Genomic DNA, 17,355 nt, shown 5'->3' on the forward strand with positions numbered 1-17,355 from the left:
ATAACGTAGCGCACCTATGGGTCGTGTGGGCGATCATCTTGCTCTATCTATTCGGTCGATATGTCCAGCATTTGCCAGAGAATTGGAGAGTGCTGGATGGCAAAATGTGCGAATTCTATGCGAACGATTTGGTTCGACTGACTTATCGGTCCAATCGTGAGCAGGTGCTCGCTAAATGCCGGGAAAAGTTTGAAGCCTCCGCGTATGCCAGCGTTCCCGAGCGCTATGCCCCCGTTAGTGAAGGGGCCACCATGGGGAAAGTGACTGGTTTTGAGCTATTCAAAGCTATCGATGTGAACTATGTTCGATTCGGTTATTCGTTTCGCTGTGGGATGATCGATGACCCCATCGATGACTTTATCGATTTCCCCGTTTCCACGTGGGTCAAGCGGCGGGCCAGGTTAAGCGCACTCATCAAGGGCGGATTGCTGACTCCATTTTTTACGGAATATATTTTCCCGATGTGCTTCGCTTTTCTGGCGCTCCTCGTCACGCTGTGGAGCCCGCTCGTTGTCTCGGTTTGGACCAGCATAAGTGACTTCTTCGCCGCCCTGGTTTGATGGCAATACCGATGCTCAGGGGGAGGTGTTTTCACGCTGGTTCCGACTGATGCACCGCCCGCTTCGGATCGGTTGCTGATCTCCATGAATGACTGCAATGGGTCGTTTTTAGCCGGTCGCGACAGGCAAAAACCGGTCAGTAGCGGTCAGTCGCTCAAAACACTTAAAAACCACTGATTGCTAAAGTAATCAGGATCCGAAAATAGCTCACTCGGTCGAAGGGACGGATGCTTTGCTGCCCAAGCGGATCAGTTCATTGGAGAAACACAGGCCGACGATGATCAGTGCCGCTCCCGCGTACAGGCTTTCGCGCGGTACTTCATTGAGCGCCACAAACGCCAGCAGCGCGGCGAACAGTGGCTCGGTCAGCTCCAGCGCCTGCACTTGGGATGGCTTGAGATACTCGATGGCCTTGGTGGTGCAGAAGAAGCCGAGGATTGTCGGCAGCGTGGCCAGCGCCAGCAGTGCGGCGATCGCCAGCGGCGACAGCTCGCCCATCGCGAAACCATCGGCCGCAGCCGGCATCAGCAGGTACAGGCTGCCAAAGAATAACAATTGTCGGGTGAAGTGCAGCCCCCCCGACACCCCCATACGCTTCATGGCAACCGAAAAGGCCCCATAGCCGCAGCCGGCCATGGAGGCGAGCGCAGCACCTTGCAGGGTAAAGCCCTGCTGCAGGTCGCCGCCGAAGATCACCGAGATCCCAGCGATAGCCAGTGCGGCGCCCACGGTAGCGTTCGCGGTGATGGCATCCTTGAGGAAAATGCGCCCCAGAACGATCGAGGAAATTGAGGCACTGGCCATCAGCACCACCACCACACCTGCTGCAGCGTAGTGTCGATAGGCGGACGTTTCGAAATGGAACAGCACAAAGATGCCAAGGAATGCGCAGATAGCCGCCTGAGTCCACTTGGTCGACGCCGCCGGGCGCTTGAGGAAAAACAGTAAGATCGAGAGAAGCACGCAACCCAGTACGGTCTTGATGACGGCGACACTGCTAGCGGTGAAACCATTACTCATGAGTACTTTGCTGAGTACACCGATCGTTGCGTTCAGTGCCGCAGCGGAGAGTGCAAATATGACGCCTTTGCTGAAAGTAGATTGCATGGATGACGATCCCTGTCGCTGATTTGTCGTTCGATAGAATGCCGCCCCACATCGACGGCGCAAAGTTCGAGGATACGAAGATCCCACCAACCCCGGTATTTATTCTGGCATAAGCGCTGGATCGCCCAGTAGTCCGCTATTCGCTTTCTTGTCGCCGCCAAGGGAGAAGTCAGCGGGCCTTGCCCTTGGCTATGCAATATGAGTTGACGAACGCTGCGGTGTGCTGCAAAGACTGGCGTATATCCGGTTTGGCTATTCCATGCCTGTTGGCAAATTGCTCGACCGCTGCTGTATCAAAACGAGTGGTCTGGATAAAGTCCAAGGCTTCGGGTTTTGTATTCAAAAACCACGCGACGGGAGGAATACTCAGTAGTAATTTCAGCAATCGGAGTGAAATGTGATGCTTGGGAGACTTTAAGCCCAAAGGTTGTGCCACCTGTATCAGGAGTTCTCGCAAGTTGGGAGTCTGATCATCAAGCGCCAGCAGTTCCTGGCCCACCATGGCAGGATCAAAAGCACAAACTGCCACCAGCTCAACCAGATAATCCACGGTGACCAGTGGCAGCCAGTGCTCGGCGGTACCGGGCACCGCAGTCAGCTTTCCCTGTACAAGGTTGCGTATCAGCTCCACCAGTGGCTGACCGTCAAGGATATGCCCCGTGCGGCTGTGGCCGCAAACCGTCGCGGGGTGGACAACGGTAATCTCCCCGCCCTTGGCGGACATGACCTCCAGGGTCGCAAAATGCGCCTCCAGCTTGCTCCCCTCGTAACCACCGACATGCCGGTAGACGGCAGGCCAATTCGTCAGCTCCGGATAACGAGGATCAATCCCGATGCGTTGCAGATGTTCATGATTTTTCAGCATGTAGCCGCCGATCATCACCAAACGGCTTTTTTGCTCAGCCGCCAACAACGCCACGCGCTTTGCCCCTTCTACATTCACCGCACGAGAATGCTCCACTGAAAGCCCCCATGCGAAGTGGGCGCCCAGGTGGAATATGACTCTGGCGCGCCTTAGCACTTCTCGGTCAGCAAGACTCAGCCCCAGGTTGTCCCGTTCCAGATCGCCAGCTACGGCAAATACCCGGGTTGCGCACCCTCCCAAATTATCGACTTGCTCCCGCAGTGCAGCCAGTCGCTCCGGGCGACGCATCAACACCCGAATGGTGTGACCTTTTGCACTCAGGTTCGCCACCAAATGTTGACCGACGAAGCCGGTACCCCCCGTGACAAAGCACTCCACGCTCATTTCCCTGTTCCTTGTTTAAGGTGAGAAATCAAGCGTAAACTATCGACCCAGCTCTACAGTCAAGCGGTGTTTTCATGAAAATCGGCGAACTCGAGGCCCGAAGCGGCGCCAGCCGCCATACGTTGCGTTACTACGAGCAAATCGGCCTGATCTCACCGCTGCGGCAAAATAACAACTATCGCGTTTACACAGTGCAAACTCTGCAGGATCTGGACTTTATCCAGCGCGCGCAAAGCATGGGGTTTTCCCTGGGGGAAATAGGCGAGATTCTGGATGCGCAGCGGAACAAGCTGATCGATTGTGCTGACGGCGCTAAGCTAATTGAAAAGAAGATGGCAGAAATCAAACAGAAAATCGCCAACCTCCAAAGCATTTATCAGTATCTGGATGAAGAGCGTACAAACCTCGAAGCCAGTGCTGCCAAGCAACTTGAGCTTCAGCGGCTGAACAACTCTTCCAACTGAACTGTCAGCATCCGGGAAACGGAAGCTGCAGCCTGCTTCCAGTTTCAAGCCAATCGCAGGTCCTAGCCGAGCCGATCCCGTTAATATGGGCAAACTGGTCACCTATACAGACATCGAGCCCTGACGCTCTATTTTCGACGTCGATGCCGCTGACCGTATCGTGCCTTACCAAGGTAACTGCCATACGGCCAGATAGCCTGGATATCAGGGTGGTGGAAAACCGCCATGAGGAGACATTGGTTTGGTACGCAACAGCAGTGTGATCGATAGGGCTAAAATCATGACTTTCATCAGATTTGTATGTGCTCGCCCCCTGACCTTCCTGGTCTTGTTGTTCGGGCTTGGATTGGGATGTGTGCCATTCTCTCAGGCTTCGGCGTACGAAAACTGCCCTCCCGAGATGAATAGCCGAGCAGGGGCTTTGTTAGTTGATGTACGCGGAGATTGGTCTTCCCTTTTTAAGCATCAGAGCGTCTTCGCTTCTTGTGATGATGGTGAGCTTGGCGAGGGCTACTCTGAAGCCGTGGCGAACCTCTTCGCCCAAAAATGGGATCAGTTTAGTACATTTGTCGCACTTGCAAAAACACACCCCGACTTTAAAAGCTGGGCAATACGACATATCGACGCGACTGTCTCAGATGATGATCTGAATAGGATTATATTAAATTCCAATACATGCATTAATAATACAGCCATGGAAAAACTTTGCAGGGTTATTCGGCAGCGTGCTGCAAATGCCTTGATGGAATCCGAACGGATGCGACGATAACATTTGCGGGATAGTTTCTATGTCAAAGACACTCCATTAAATTATGTTGACCCACTTGGTCGCTATCTGCCAATTTTGAGTCCAGTGCTGCTCCTCACAACAGGCGACAATTGGCCAAAAAGAGATGTTCTTGAAAACCGTCGACTGTAATAGATCCATGAGTCTCAAAATCAGAACAACTAACTTCCTGGCTATTCATTTTCTCTCCCCACAGAAAAAACTCTTGAAAAGTTAGCCAAGCACCAATAAAACAGCGCAAACCCATACCCCAAAAGCATAGAGGCCGCGATGCCGGCCGCCCTGTTTTACAATCTATTTTGGGACGTATTTGGACAGGGTCGCCTTAAGTGCCTCGGTAACAAGAGCAATCAGAATTGGCTCGGAGCTCGACTGCATATCTCTACCAATTTCGGATTGCTGTTCTATCACTTTTACCGCGTATTTTGATGCACGGCCTTCAGAAACGAGTGATGACAACTCTTCTTGAGAGAATGACTTCTCATAGGCTGCTGCAAGGTTCTCATCCCACTCAGGCTGATACTGCGGCAGCAATGCTTTGATTTCACTAGACACGGCACGGTTTGCATCTGCACTTCCCAGCTTCGTGGCGATCATCACGTAGGTATTCGTTCTTTTCGCTGCCGAAAGTGCAAGGATAGAGAGGTTTCTGCCTATCTGTGCCTGGGCAACGAATGTGCGAGCATCCTTATGAGAGGGTGTTTCAGCAGACACTGTATTTGAAAGCGCGACGAGCACTGTGAGCACGATAGTGGCAGCAGAAATCCTTTTCATTTTCCAGCTCCACAGGGGGGGGAAATAAGTGTTTCATCAGCGTAGTTTCATCCCGAAGGTTGTGCCACTTAATGACCACTGCTGTGGCAGGCGGTTTGAACACGGCGAGACTGTGAATATCCTGGTTGAGGAAACTTGAATCACGCCGGATTTTTAGGCATTACGACGACATGTTCATTCCCTGTAGTAAGCGCTGGCGTCGTCGAGTTTCAACTTCGAGGGTACCGCCTGCTTCGCCGTCTCGGATCCGGTCGACAGGGGTACGCTCTGCGTGACGTTGGCCATCCGGGTGATTTCCACCTGCACTTTATCCTTGCCGAGCAGGTAGTCGGCGAGTTTCTGGGAAAACGGCCAGTAGTTCAGATCGGCTGTCAGGGTCAGCGGTCCGACGGCGTCGGCCGGCACCAGGAAGGAAAACTCTCCGATATCGTAGCCCTTGGGCAGAATGCGGTTGTCCGAGAGAATCTGCGTGGCATTCCAGACCTCGACGTCCAACGGATTGCCGTCCTTGTCGCCGATGTGCACCTTGAAGTTTCGCGTGTTGACCTCGGTCTTGCCATCCTTGATCGACCCCAGACGATAGATCTGACGACCATTGGCATCCTGCACCCGGAAATCGATCCACATTTCCCGGCCCTCGGGAAAGCCGGTCGGCAGTTTGTGCCCGGCGCCGACGTTCGTCACTTTGACGGCTACCGAGGTGTATTGCCCAGGCGTCATGGCTGCCGGCACTTGCTCGAACTTGATGTCCCCGGCACGCGCAAGCATGTCGCGTGCGCGTTGCGCGCCCTCCTCCTGACCGAGATGCTTGAGCATCATCGCGTTGGCACCGCTGAACCAATGCGAGGCAACCTCTTCGCGATCTGGCCCCATGATCGCGGCCTTGCCCGCAAAACCCGGCATGTGGCAACTCTGGCAAGTCACATTGTTGAGGCTGTAGCTGCTCTCCTGCCATTCGTCATAGGTGCGCTCCACCGCCACGCTGCTGAAGGGGTGCGTGACGTTGTGGCAGGTGCCGCAAAAGTCCGAGCGGGTGTGCAGAGCGGAATACACAGTGTCGTGATAAGGCGAAACCGCATCCTTGCGCGGGCCGAACTTGGTCGGTTTACCGTTCGCTCGCGGACTCAGGACATAGGCGCCATTATCGAGGCCCGTGCGGGCACTGATGTTGTGGCAGGTCTCGCAATCGACCCCGGGCATCGGATGATTCCTGGCACTGTCTTCAATCGAGGAGCGGTTGACTTGCGAAGTGATCTGCCCGGTCGTGAGACCGATCGGGGTATGACAGCCGGTGCAGAAGTTATCGACCTTACCCTCGGTGGCCGTACTCGCACGCTTGAGCAAGGCCCGATAGATGGGTTCATCCCAGGCCTGGGACATCATCGATGAACGCCACTGTTTGTAGATCTCCGTATGGCAAGCGCCACAGACCTGGGCATTGTCGAAGTCCTTCACATTCAAGACCAGATTGCCGGTGGTATTGGCCCGATGGGGAAAGAACGGCATCCCGCCAATCACATGCATGAGCCTGGAGCGTGCCGGCTCCAGCCACTTCTCATTGCTTTGATTGTCATTGCCCTGAGGCTCGTCCGCCGCCACCAGTGTTACCGCGAGCAGGCAGGTTAGAAAGCACAACCGGTGCAGCACAACCTGCGCACACGTATGTCTGGAGTGGCTCATGAGCATTTCCCCTGGGTGGTTGCCCGCGGTACTTTTATTGAGTAGCCCAAGTCTCGAGTCGCCAGAGCTACTTCGTGATGCAAACCGATGGTTACAGGCAATCACTCAATGGCGTACTGACAGTCCCACAGCATCCCGACCCTGCACCTTGCATGAACGGGGCAAGCTCACTCAGCAATTACTCTGCCAGCGTTGCATAAAATGTGCGCGGAGACCTGAAAGACCCGCAGACATAGGCCAGCGACTGAAGTAACTGGCTAATGAAGATGTGAATAACGCGGAGCAATAGAACCCATTAGTGGGGGGGCTCACTCCGAAATCGGGGGGGTGTCAGACGGGAGGGCCAGGGCTTCTCTGCGGGGTACCCCTCGGAAAACCCGGCCCAATCACTTTACTCGATACGACTTACTCTCTGTCCTTGGTCGACCGAATGAGACTGCCCCGTAACTTCACGATCGCCTTCTGCATCTGCACGAAGTCGTCGGGATCAAGTCCGGTTTGCGGGAAGCCATCTTCGGTTAGGCCTTCGCGCAGTTTTCGGCCCTCTTTGGTAAGACTGATCCGCACCTGGCGTTCGTCTTCCGGGTCGCGCTGGCGCAGCAGATAACCCATCGCTTCCAGTTTCTTCAGGATCGGCGTGAGGGTATTGGATTCGAGAAACAGCTTTTCGCCGAGGCTGCCAACGGTCTGGTTGTCTTCCTCCCACAGCGCAACCAGGGTGATGTATTGCGTATAGGTCAGGCCGAGCCGTTCGAGCATCGGCTTGTAGGCCTTGCCGAAGGCCAGGTTAGTTGAATAGACCGCAAAACACAGGAACTCGGAGAGTTTGAGATCCAGGGCGGATGTCTTGGCGGTGTTTTTCATGGACGTTCTCTTGGGTCAATCTGGCGAGGCTGAAACTATACGTCGTACGCGATGATATCGGAAGTGCGTATAAACACCGACGGCCGGCCCACCGGGAAAATCCCCGCTGAGCCGGCCATGCAGTGGGTTATGCCGTCAGTACGTTGATATCGACATCAATATTGCCGCGTGTGGCCTTGGAGTAAGGGCAGATTGCATCGGCGGTGTGGGCCAACTCGGTCGCCACCCCTTGGTCCAGCCCCGGCACGCGCAAGGTCAGTCGAGCCTGCAGGAAGTAAGCCGCGCCGGTCTGGCCCAGATCCACTTCAATGTCGACGGCCATATCCGCCGGCAACACGATATTGCGCTCCTGGGCCACCAGCCCCACTGCCGCTGTGTAGCAGGCAGACCAGGCCCCGGCGAACAGTTGCTCGGCTTTCGGGTGCGGCTGCGTGGCGGCAAAGACATGGGCCGGCTGGGTGGAACCAGGAGACGACAGTTCGATATCGAGGTTGCCGTTGTGACCGCCGACACCGCTGTGAGTGGTGTGGGTTTTGCCGGTTGCCAGTACTTTTTCGATTTTGCTCATGGGGACTTCCTCAGAATTTAATATTTCGTGCGATTACATCGCATGCGATATTTGTGCCGTCTAAAAAGACAACGTTCATCAATTGGCGTGTGCAATGATCCAGTTGTTGCCGTTTTGGCCAAGGGAAGCGTGAGCGGTCGAGATAAACATTGTGCGGCGGCTTCCGGTGTTCATGGTTGAGTCTCCAAACGGCCTGGGTTGTCGTTGACTAATATCGCTTTCGATTAGATCGCATGCGATGCGTTGAATATTCAACCAACGCCCCAATGATGTCAAAGCCTATTTTATGCCTTGGCGATGAGCGGTAGACGCGCAATCAACCCGGCAAAAAAACACGGCCATTCGAGCCTGCTCGCGATGAGGCCATCGGCTTCAACATCACCGTTGGCTGATACGCCGCCATCGCGAGCAAGCTCGCTCCCACAGATCTTGCGCCTTAACTGACTGGCATTAGCCATTCGAGCCGGTTTTCCTTGACTGGCTGATACCCACACATCGGCATAGGGGACGGCCTTCACAGACCGCTCCCCTGCCACACCACCCGGCATGCGGGTCCGCACCGGGCGGTTCGAGAGATTGAGGTTATGAGAGACGTACCAATCCCAGCCTGTCGAACCACGCAATATTAAGCACGCGATTTAGATCCAGACGACTGTTATGCCACCAGCGACAGGTGTTTGCTGCCACGTTCTGCGCCACTTGGTGACTCGCGCCAAGTGCTCGCAGCTCACGATACGTCGTCGTTCCGCGCTTCCATTGTTTAAGCTGGATAGCTCGCAATCGATGTCGTATCCATTCGTCCAGCGCACGCCAGACGGCTGGGGTTTGCGACAACCCGAAATAAGCTTTCCAGCCCAAAATGTAAGGTCGCAGTTCATCGACGATCTGCTGCAAGCTACGGCCACACGAGCGTCGGGTGTACCAGCGTATTCGCTGCTTGAACTGCTTCTGCGCTTTGTAGGATGCAGCGCGTTTGACATCGCCGCGGGCTGACCACAATTCGTAGCCCAGAAACTTGCGGCCAAACGCACTCGTCACTGCACTCTTGCTTTCGTTGATGCTCAAGTGCAGCTTTTCATAAAGGCATTTCAGCAAGACCATGACTCGCTCGCCTGCCTTCTGGCTGCGAACATAAACGTTCGCATCGTCGGCATAGCGCACAAAATAATGGCCTCGACGCTCAAGCTCCCGATCCACTTCGTCCAGCAGCACATTCGCCAACAACGGCGACAGCGGGCCGCCTTGCGGCGCCCCGCAGCGACTTTTCTCGACCACGCCATTGATCAGCGTTCCTGCATCCAGATACGCCCGAATCAGTCGGATAACCGCCCGATCCGTAATCCGTTTGCCTAAACGATCAATCAAAATATCGTGGTCGACCCGGTCGAAGAACTTCTCCAGATCAACATCCACCACCACTTTGCGTCCCGAGGACACGTAGCGCTGAGCCGCCAAAACAGCGCCCTGCGCACAGCGTCCCGGGCGGAAGCCGTAGCTGTGTTCACTGAAAGTGGGATCGAGTAACGGCTGCAAGACTTGCAGCAACGCTTGTTGGATCAAACGGTCAGTGACCGTCGGAATACCCAACTCGCGTTCACCGCCGTCTGGCTTGGGAATGACTACACGTCGTACCGGACTAGGCCGATAGACTCCTGACATAAGCTGCTCACGAATCGCCGCCCACTGGATCAGCAGATGTTCGGCCGTCTGGTCAATGTCCAGACCGTCGACTCCTGCTGCTCCTTTATTGGCTTTGACCCGTTTCCACGCCCGTTTCAGGTTTCCTCTCGCAAAGGCCCGCTCCAGCAGCCCTTGCCCTGCGTTGTCGGATTCATCTTGCGGGCGATTGACCTCGTCGCTGACGGGACTGCTCACGGCTTCACCGTTCGGTTATCTCCATCCGCCCCGCGTTTGGCAGGCATCTGACTTCCGGACGTTCGCATCAACATGGCCTATAACGCTTTCTCTCGTTCGGCCCTTCGTCAAAAAAAGACTACTACGGCCTCTGCTGACTTCTCGCTCCGGCTAGCGCCGTCGCCCTTTCAGGCACAAAGCGAGATCTCCCCAGGTAAGAACGCAATCCTTCACCACACAACCGCCGGATTTACGCCACCTGACCCTTGACCACAAGAGCTTCGCGGTTTTGTGCCCGCTCGCCCTGATCGGCTTCGCCTTGTATCCGGTTCTTGTACATCGGCTCATGGCTTCGATTCACGCTTCCTCCCCACACTCGGTCGCCCTCATGCAGTTGCGCTTCACTTCGTTCGCTGTGGTCAGCTTACGACGGGACTTTCACCCGCAAGATTGCGCCCATGCTGGGCGCACACAAAAAACCCCTCACAAGGAGGGGTTTGATGTTTGAACGGTTCAGACAGTTTCAACCGTCCTTTCCCGAACTCTCGTCAGCTCAGCGCAGCGCAGGAATTCCTGCAAACATCCAGGTAGATTCCTGGACCGGCGTTGCTTCGTTGCGCTTACGCGCCCACTGAGTCAGCGCCACCATCATCGCAAAGCCGAGCACGATCAACACCGGATAGGCCATCAGCAACTCGGTGAGCGAATACTTCCAGGCCAGCGGTCGACCGACGCCCAGCATGGCGGCATACAGCCAGGACACGCCCGACAGTGCGCCAGAGAACAGGGCAAACATCCGTACATTGACCTGAAGATCAAGCAACGAACCGGCCTTCAACATTGCAGGCAATACATAGCGGTGCAATAACATGCCGTTGAACGTCAGCAACAATACAATAATAACTTTGGCTTGAAGTTTCGGATTGGCAAAATAGGTCATGCCTTTTTCAAGGTAATCAATGCCTATTACCGCAGCTCCGGTGACCCACAAGAATATCAACGCATTGGCAACAGACTTCTGCAGACTGGCCATATGGTCATTATCGTGTCCCGACGAAACACGACCTTTCAATAAATCCTTGACCATGGCGGCATCGCTCGCAAACACCAGGCCGATAGCTACGCAGCAAGCCAACAGATGAACGTACACAACGCCTAAACGCAACAGCTCCATGGATTCTTTCTGGCCGATAAGGCCGATCATTGTATTAATATCCAAGTTTACATCTCCACTTATAGCAGCAGTGCAAAATGACCATGCCCCAGGCATGCGAATTATTTATTCGCATCTGCAAGGTCAAGTTGGCAAAGATTGAAGCAACTAAATAATTTGGTATTACAAGAGAGAGCGACTCGCCCAGCGAGTCAGTGATGACGGCATACTATCACTCCAGGTCTCAGGTAAAAAAAATCCCCATGTGCATTCCATTCAATGCAGATGAGGTATACGTCCATTTTTCTAGTGAGTGCAGCGCGTCCCCAAGGATCCGCCTGCTGGAAATCAGAGCCCAGCATATCCCGATCGTTCAATTTTTGAACAAAAACATCGACAAACGGTACTGTTTCCAGCACCTGGGGATCTCTGCCTCTTTGGCTGAAACCCGCGGCGTTAAGCGGCTGAATCGTTTCTTGTCATATGCCGAAAAAAATACCGCTATTTCGCTGAACTTTCGTCGCCAGACCCGACCAACGGCGAAAATGGCTTCCCGCGAAGGCCTGTGCAAGTTTTCGAAAATGGGCCAACTGGACTCTTTCGACCAGGCTGTCGGCGAGTTCTCCATCGCCGATGCCAATCAAAATGCGAAAGATCATGCCGCGCTGATAGCTGCTGAAAAATCAGGGAGGATCAATGATCAGCGCCCTTCCAGCTTTTTCACGACCTCCTCGGTGGTCATCAGGCCGTTGGCGATGTAGCGGAAATTGACCAGCGCGCTCCCGTAGCCGTCGCCGTCAGGCAGCTTCGGGCCAGCGACCGCATCACGTACGACTACCACCTCGAAACCACGCTCCAGAAACTCGCGAAGGTGCGATTCGACGCAGAGATTGGACGCCATGCCGGCCAGGATGATTTTGTCGACCCGCTGTTTGCGCAACTGCAGCATCAGGTCGTTGCTTTGCGGGCCATACAGCTTGTGCGGTGAGGCGACGAGAGTCTTGCCGTCTTCGATGAAGGGCTTGAACGTCTTCATGAAGTCGGCACCCGAATTGCGGAATCCATCCAGCGTCAGGGCACCCTTGCGGTCGAACATGCCCAGCTTGTGCTGAACGGTCTCCGCCGGCGCTTCAAACTCCCACTGATGATCGTGGGGATAGTAGTAATGCGGCGAGATGGCGACGGTCGCTCCGGCCTGCTTGAACGCCGTGAACAGCCGGGTCAGATTCGGCACCAGGTTCTGCTCGCTAACGCTCTGGCCGAAGATTGACCAGCCCGCACCCTCCGGGCTCATGAAGTCGATCTGTGGGTCAATCACGACCAGTGCGGTTCGACTGGAATCCCATTGAAAGGTGGAAGCCGGGAGCGCGGGTTTGGCTGGATCGGCGTAGGGGTTCTCGGCGGCGAAACCGATGCCGGGCGCCATCAGGATCGCCCCCAGCAAGGTGGCGCAGGAGATGAGTCTGGCTGGTTGAATTCGCTTGAAGGTCATTTTGCATGTCCGCAATGTGGGGGTGATGCATTTACGGTACGGCGAGAAGACGGCACGAAATGGACATTTATCCCTGGATTTCGGCCGACATGCCCGGCCCCGTGACCTTCCCGACAGCAAGCGCGTACCATGGCCCCATTCAGACTGTGGATGTTCCGTGCATGCAACGTCACATATGCTTCCTGGTCTACCCGGGCTTCGTATTGCTCGATCTGAGTGGCCCGCTCGAAGCCTTCTCCAACGCCAATCGTGCACGCCCTCCCGGCTATCGGTTCACTGTCGCTTCCCTTGAAGGCGGATTGATCAGCGCTTCGAGCGGACTGCAAGTCGCGACCGACGCCTTGCAGGTGGTCGAACACCTCGACACGCTGATCATCGTCGGCGCCCCCACCGCGCCGATCGATGACAGGATGTTGCCGATGGCAGCAGCGATACGGCAGATGTCCCCGCGTGCTCGCCGTACAGCCAGCGTCTGCACTGGCGCCTTCCTGCTGGCGGAGAGCGGCCTGCTCGACGGTCGTGTCGCGACCACGCACTGGAACTACGCGCCGCAATTGCAGGCACGCTATCCGTCACTGCGCGTGGATGGAGATCGAATCTGGACCGAAGACGGAAATGTCTGGACATCCGCCGGCATGTCGGCGGGCATCGACATGGCCCTGGCGATGATCGAGCAGGACCTGGGCAAGGACGTGTCACGCTCCGTCGCACGCATGCTGGTTGTCTACTATCGGCGACCCGGTGGTCAGTATCAGTTTTCTTCGTTGCTGGATTTCGACCCTGGCTCGGACCGGATCCGCACGGTGTTGAGCTATGTGCGCGATCATCTGCGTGACGATCTGTCAGTCGAACGCCTGGCAGACGTCGCACATATGAGTGTGCGCCAGTTTGGCCGCGTGTTCGCGGCATCGGTCGGGGTGACGCCGGCAAAAGCTATCGAGCGCCTGCGTATCGAGTCGGCGCGGCCACTGGTCGAGGACGGGCAGCAGACATTCGAGGAGATCGCCAGGTGCTTCGGATTCGGTGATGCCGATCACATGCTCCGCAGCTTCGTGCGAGTCGTGGGGCGCACGCCACAGGAACTGCGTCGCAGCGCCCGTCAGGCCAAAGGTAATGGGACCGGGAAAAAGGTCGATCCATCACCCGCGTAAGCGCAGACACGTACAACTCCCGGGCCTGGCTCAAGCCAGCAATTGGGTGATCCACCGAGCCTGCCGCGCGATGTCCTGCACCGTCTCTTCGGGTACGGCCTGCTGCGCCCGGGCAAAGTGGCTCAGGGTCTTCTGTTTCTGGCGCAACTTGCGCTGCCACTTGACCAGGAACGCCGGACTGCGGGCCTGCATCAGCAACGGGCCGAAGTACAGCTCTTGGGCGGTGTAGATCACCGATCCGGCACGCTCGGCGACGATGATTTCGTAGTCGAAACGATTTTCCCGCAGCACTTCCTCGCAGAGGATGCGGTAGCCGTTGTCCATCAGCCATTGGCGCAATGGCTGCTCGCCGCCGTTGGGTTGCAGGATCAAGCGCTCCTGACCGCTCAGGTGAGCCTTACCGCTGTCGAGGATATCGCGGATGGTTTCGCCGCCCATGCCGCAGAGGCTGACCGCCGTAATCCCGTCTCCCGGCTCGATTGCCGCCAGGCCGTTAGCCAGGCGCACGCTGACCTGCGAGTCCAGGCCGTTCTCGCGCACGGTGCGGTTGGCCGCGTGGAACGGCGTCAACGCGACCTCGCCGGCCACGGCGGCCACGATGGCGCCACGGCGCATCAACGCCACCGGCAGGTAGCCGTGATCCGAGCCGATATCGGCCAGCCGCGCACCGGCTGGCACATGTGCCGCCACGCGCTCCAGGCGCATGGACAATGTCTGTTCGTTCAACTGCGGCCCCTTTCACCACGAACGTCCGGCGCCTTTGGCCGGATCGGGGCGTGATTCTGTCGAGCAATGCCGCGCATTTCAAATTTATGTGACCGGGGTCATGCCCCCTTCACGCAATCACCCGTGCATACACCGATCTGTCGACGTTGCCACCGGACAGAATCACCCCCACCCTTTTTCCCGACATGGCTTCACGCTCCGAGATGAGCGCTGCCAGCGCCGACGCACCGGCCCCTTCGGCAAGGTTATGGGTATCGGTGTAATACACACGCATGGCTTCGGCGATCTGGTCATCGCTGACCGATACGATCCGCGCCGCACCTGCCGCGTAGACGGCAAAGGCTTCGGGAATCGGCTTGCGCACGGCAAGGCCGTCGGCAAAGGTGTTGGCCGAGGCGGTTTCGCGAATTGCGCCAGCATCGAACGACAACTGTGCGGCCGCCGCCTCCGTGGAAACCACGCCAACCACCTCTGTTCGCAGACCCAGCGCGTCGCGAGCGGCGATCACCCCGCAAATCCCCGATCCACAGCCAATCGGTACATAAACGGTGTCCAGGTCCGGCGCGGCGTTGAACAGCTCCAGCGCATAAGTGGCAACGCCTTTGACCAGTTCGGTGTGAAACGGCGGAACCAGGAACAGATCATGGGCCTGTGCCAGGCGTGCAGCCTCTTCACGGGCATCATCGAAATCCCGGCCATACTCGACCACTTCTGCGCCAAAGCCGCGCATGGCGTTGTTCTTTTCTACCGAGTTACCTTGCGGCACGACGATCAACGCCTGCAAACCCTGTGTGCGAGCCGCCAGTGCCAGGCTCTGGCCATGGTTGCCGCGGGTAGCGCTGACAATGCCCTTCGCGCCTGGGTGCTCGCGTTTGAGCCAATGCATGAACGTGATACCGCCACGTACTTTGAAGGCACCGGTAGGCGTGTGATTTTCGTGCTTGACCCACACCGTGCAACCCAACCGCTGAGCCAGCAAGGGCCAAGGGTACTGGGCGGTGGCGGGCATGACCTGGTAAACGTGGCGAGCGGCCTGTTCGATATCTTCGCGAGTCAGTGTGTGCATGAGTGTCCCCCTGAGGTTTTGCCCAGTCTGAACAACGATGCCGTATTGCGGCTTTCAAAAAACCGACCTGACTTTTGTCCCCGCTCTTCACTACTATGGTGTTCATGAGTGCTCGAAATCCCCTGTCGCCAAAGCCCCTGTCCGAACCGGTCCGTCGTATCGAGGCCGGCCCCTGGGCGATCGAATTGCTCCCCGGCTGCGCTTACGCGACCCGATATGTCGCGACCCAGGCGGGAATCGGCTTTGCCTTCGACAGCCAGCGCGGCCTGCACGCCATCGGCAGCGACCGCATACGCCCCTTCGAGGCCGTGCCCAACGGCCTGGCGTTCGTTCCCGTCGGGTGTGACGTGTTGTCCGAATCACCCCAGGGCGGTGAGTACCTGCGGGTGATGCGCACCGATGGTGTTGCATTGGACGGGGATCGTGCCTTCAACAATCGCATCGACCAGCAGGCCACTGCCCTCGCGTGGCGAATGCGCGCCGCGCTGTTGCAGCCCTCCGTGGAGGATGATTGGGAAGTCTGGGCACTGGCATTGTCCGAGCGGGCGACGGGTAGCGAAGCGGTGTTGACAGCCCCCCATGGCTCGATAACCGGCAGCCGCATGCGCTTGCTCGATGAGTTCATTGATGCAGGCCTCGAAGGCCCGTTGAGCGTACCGGCGATGGCGGGCCTGCTGGGATTGTCCGAAGGGTATTTCATGCGGGCCTTCAAGAGCGCCACCGGCAAAAGCCCGCACAGTTACCTGATCGACCGACGCCTGGCCAAGGCCCGCGCGCTGATGCGCGATTCGACCGCCACTCTGACGGAGATCGCCTACACCTGCGGTTTCAACTCCCAGGCGCACATGGCGACCACCTTCAAGCAACGCCTTGGTGTGAGTCCGGTGCAGTTGCGTCAGTCTTTTGGGTTCCGTTAGCGCCTGGTTATCAACCGTTTTTTTGCTGTTTCATGGGACAGCCTTACCTGGAATCCCTGGCCCGCTTGCGCGCGGCCTTGGCAAACAGCCAGTAGAGGACGAGGAGCAAGGGTATTGGCAGGACCAACAGCAGCAATGCGCGAGTAACGTTCGACAGGTCATTGCTACCGAAATTATTGTCGAGTTCGGCCAATGGAATCATGATCATCACAACCGCTCCCAGGTTGCACATGCAGATGGCCATGACCCGGTAAAAGATTCGCCATGGCCTGGAGGGATGGTCGATGTTCTTGGTAGATGGCGGGATAACGCCGGGGCTGGGCATCACGATACAAGTACCAATGCCCCCGACAATGGACTGAAAGAAAAAGACGAACATTGTCAGTGTCATGAGGGGCCAATCAAGTAGGTGAAAGCGCGCATAAGGAAAACGCGCTCGATCCCGACTCAGCTACAGGGCCATGTTTTGTCATGACCCTGTAGTTGTGTTTGCAGAATTGTTTACCAGCGCATGCCTTTAAACGGGTTCCATCCCTGTTCGCCCTTTTGTTCCTTGAGGTAGTAGGCGTAGTTGGTCGAAAGGGCATAAAACAGATTGAAAGCGAAGCCCACGGCAAAGTTGACCTGCTTGGTGAAGCCAAAGTCGACCAGTGCGAATACAGCGTCCAGAGCGAAGGAAATTGCGACCATGATCGCAATCAGCGTCAGGTTCTTTTTCCAAAGTCCCAGCACAAACAGGTAAATCGGCCCGAAGAAGAACGCAATGATGTTTGCGTTGATGCTCATCTTCTGTTTCAGGGGAAGTTGCTGCAGTGCCGGTTTGTAACCCGGTGCATTGGGCGCACCGTGAGCATCGAAGAACGCAAAACGCGCCTGCCATTTTGCGCTGTACTTGCTGCTGCCTTGCACTTGATCTGTAGAGTTCATTCGATAAGTCCTTTAG

20 protein-coding genes are annotated in these 17,355 nt (G+C 56.5%); 6 read left to right on the top strand and 14 right to left on the bottom strand.

The genetic code is table 11. The annotated features are described in order from the left end of the window. Window positions 1-560: hypothetical protein (locus tag ACM6J5_RS13965; RefSeq protein WP_414928747.1), on the top strand; the 560-nt coding region annotated here is incomplete at its 5' end. Between the two features lie 207 nt (window positions 561-767). Here ACM6J5_RS13965 and ACM6J5_RS13970 read toward each other — a convergent pair. Both ACM6J5_RS13970 and ACM6J5_RS13975 read right to left on the bottom strand, forming a co-directional pair. Continuing rightward, window positions 768-1,667, bottom strand: a complete 900-nt coding sequence (locus ACM6J5_RS13970) for a DMT family transporter (protein WP_414928748.1) — start codon at window positions 1,665-1,667, stop codon at window positions 768-770. Window positions 1,668-1,836: 169 nt separating this feature from the next. After that, on the bottom strand, window positions 1,837-2,916 hold the full coding sequence (locus ACM6J5_RS13975) for an SDR family oxidoreductase (protein ID WP_414928749.1): 1,080 nt from the start codon (window positions 2,914-2,916) through the stop codon (window positions 1,837-1,839). Between the two features lie 74 nt (window positions 2,917-2,990). On the opposite strand from ACM6J5_RS13975, the gene ACM6J5_RS13980 reads away from it, so the two are divergent. Then, window positions 2,991-3,380, top strand: a complete 390-nt coding sequence (locus ACM6J5_RS13980; RefSeq protein ID WP_095942101.1) for a MerR family transcriptional regulator — start codon at window positions 2,991-2,993, stop codon at window positions 3,378-3,380. Between the two features lie 280 nt (window positions 3,381-3,660). Further along, window positions 3,661-4,149, top strand: a complete 489-nt coding sequence (locus tag ACM6J5_RS13985; protein WP_414928750.1) for a hypothetical protein — start codon at window positions 3,661-3,663, stop codon at window positions 4,147-4,149. Window positions 4,150-4,461: 312 nt separating this feature from the next. Here the strand turns inward: ACM6J5_RS13985 and ACM6J5_RS13990 are convergent, their stop codons facing one another. The 7 genes from ACM6J5_RS13990 to ACM6J5_RS14020 form a co-directional block, all read right to left on the bottom strand. Then, window positions 4,462-4,941, bottom strand: coding sequence for a hypothetical protein (locus ACM6J5_RS13990; RefSeq protein ID WP_095942100.1), 480 nt, complete (start codon window positions 4,939-4,941; stop codon window positions 4,462-4,464). A 174-nt stretch (window positions 4,942-5,115) separates the two neighbouring features. Further along, a complete protein-coding gene (locus tag ACM6J5_RS13995; protein ID WP_095942099.1) occupies window positions 5,116-6,621 on the bottom strand; it encodes a multiheme c-type cytochrome in 1,506 nt (501 codons plus the stop codon). 405 nt (window positions 6,622-7,026) lie between these two features. Beyond that, window positions 7,027-7,485 (bottom strand): MarR family winged helix-turn-helix transcriptional regulator, encoded by a 459-nt coding sequence (locus tag ACM6J5_RS14000; protein ID WP_414928751.1) that lies wholly within the window; start codon window positions 7,483-7,485, stop codon window positions 7,027-7,029. A 127-nt stretch (window positions 7,486-7,612) separates the two neighbouring features. Then, window positions 7,613-8,053 carry an Ohr family peroxiredoxin gene (locus ACM6J5_RS14005; protein ID WP_414928752.1) on the bottom strand — a complete coding sequence of 147 codons (441 nt, stop codon included), beginning with the start codon at window positions 8,051-8,053 and terminating at the stop codon, window positions 7,613-7,615. Between the two features lie 284 nt (window positions 8,054-8,337). Next, window positions 8,338-8,511 carry a hypothetical protein gene (locus ACM6J5_RS14010; RefSeq protein WP_414928753.1) on the bottom strand — a complete coding sequence of 58 codons (174 nt, stop codon included), beginning with the start codon at window positions 8,509-8,511 and terminating at the stop codon, window positions 8,338-8,340. Between the two features lie 124 nt (window positions 8,512-8,635). Continuing rightward, window positions 8,636-9,928, bottom strand: coding sequence for a group II intron reverse transcriptase/maturase (ltrA, locus tag ACM6J5_RS14015; RefSeq protein WP_414928754.1), 1,293 nt, complete (start codon window positions 9,926-9,928; stop codon window positions 8,636-8,638). A 532-nt stretch (window positions 9,929-10,460) separates the two neighbouring features. Further along, window positions 10,461-11,111 carry a hypothetical protein gene (locus tag ACM6J5_RS14020; protein ID WP_095942082.1) on the bottom strand — a complete coding sequence of 217 codons (651 nt, stop codon included), beginning with the start codon at window positions 11,109-11,111 and terminating at the stop codon, window positions 10,461-10,463. Between the two features lie 167 nt (window positions 11,112-11,278). Between ACM6J5_RS14020 and ACM6J5_RS14025 the strand changes: the two genes are divergently transcribed. Then, window positions 11,279-11,821, top strand: coding sequence for a hypothetical protein (locus ACM6J5_RS14025; protein ID WP_150672552.1), 543 nt, complete (start codon window positions 11,279-11,281; stop codon window positions 11,819-11,821). Here ACM6J5_RS14025 and ACM6J5_RS14030 read toward each other — a convergent pair. Further along, window positions 11,761-12,552 carry a cysteine hydrolase gene (locus ACM6J5_RS14030; protein ID WP_414928755.1) on the bottom strand — a complete coding sequence of 264 codons (792 nt, stop codon included), beginning with the start codon at window positions 12,550-12,552 and terminating at the stop codon, window positions 11,761-11,763. The two genes, ACM6J5_RS14025 and ACM6J5_RS14030, sit on opposite strands and share 61 nt — an antisense overlap. A 161-nt stretch (window positions 12,553-12,713) precedes the next feature. Here ACM6J5_RS14030 and ACM6J5_RS14035 point away from each other — a divergent pair, with 161 nt between their 5' ends. Continuing rightward, window positions 12,714-13,703: a GlxA family transcriptional regulator gene (locus ACM6J5_RS14035; RefSeq protein WP_414928756.1), complete on the top strand. Its 990-nt coding sequence runs from the start codon at window positions 12,714-12,716 to the stop codon at window positions 13,701-13,703. Window positions 13,704-13,733: 30 nt separating this feature from the next. On the opposite strand, the gene ACM6J5_RS14040 is transcribed toward ACM6J5_RS14035, so the two are convergent. Next, a complete protein-coding gene (locus ACM6J5_RS14040) occupies window positions 13,734-14,429 on the bottom strand; it encodes a tRNA (adenine(22)-N(1))-methyltransferase (protein WP_414928757.1) in 696 nt (231 codons plus the stop codon). A 109-nt stretch (window positions 14,430-14,538) separates the two neighbouring features. Further along, on the bottom strand, window positions 14,539-15,495 hold the full coding sequence (locus tag ACM6J5_RS14045) for a threonine dehydratase (RefSeq protein ID WP_095942078.1): 957 nt from the start codon (window positions 15,493-15,495) through the stop codon (window positions 14,539-14,541). A gap of 95 nt (window positions 15,496-15,590) precedes the next feature. On the opposite strand from ACM6J5_RS14045, the gene ACM6J5_RS14050 reads away from it, so the two are divergent. Next, window positions 15,591-16,412: a helix-turn-helix transcriptional regulator gene (locus ACM6J5_RS14050; RefSeq protein ID WP_414928940.1), complete on the top strand. Its 822-nt coding sequence runs from the start codon at window positions 15,591-15,593 to the stop codon at window positions 16,410-16,412. A 43-nt stretch (window positions 16,413-16,455) separates the two neighbouring features. Here ACM6J5_RS14050 and ACM6J5_RS14055 read toward each other — a convergent pair whose 3' ends face one another. Continuing rightward, window positions 16,456-16,791, bottom strand: a complete 336-nt coding sequence (locus ACM6J5_RS14055) for a hypothetical protein (protein WP_141249985.1) — start codon at window positions 16,789-16,791, stop codon at window positions 16,456-16,458. Between the two features lie 122 nt (window positions 16,792-16,913). After that, on the bottom strand, window positions 16,914-17,339 hold the full coding sequence (locus ACM6J5_RS14060) for a DUF2628 domain-containing protein (RefSeq protein WP_414928758.1): 426 nt from the start codon (window positions 17,337-17,339) through the stop codon (window positions 16,914-16,916). Between the last annotated feature and the right edge of the window lie 16 nt (window positions 17,340-17,355).

This window comes from Pseudomonas sp. IT-P74 (assembly GCF_949768175.1).
In the GTDB taxonomy this organism is placed as follows: domain Bacteria; phylum Pseudomonadota; class Gammaproteobacteria; order Pseudomonadales; family Pseudomonadaceae; genus Aquipseudomonas.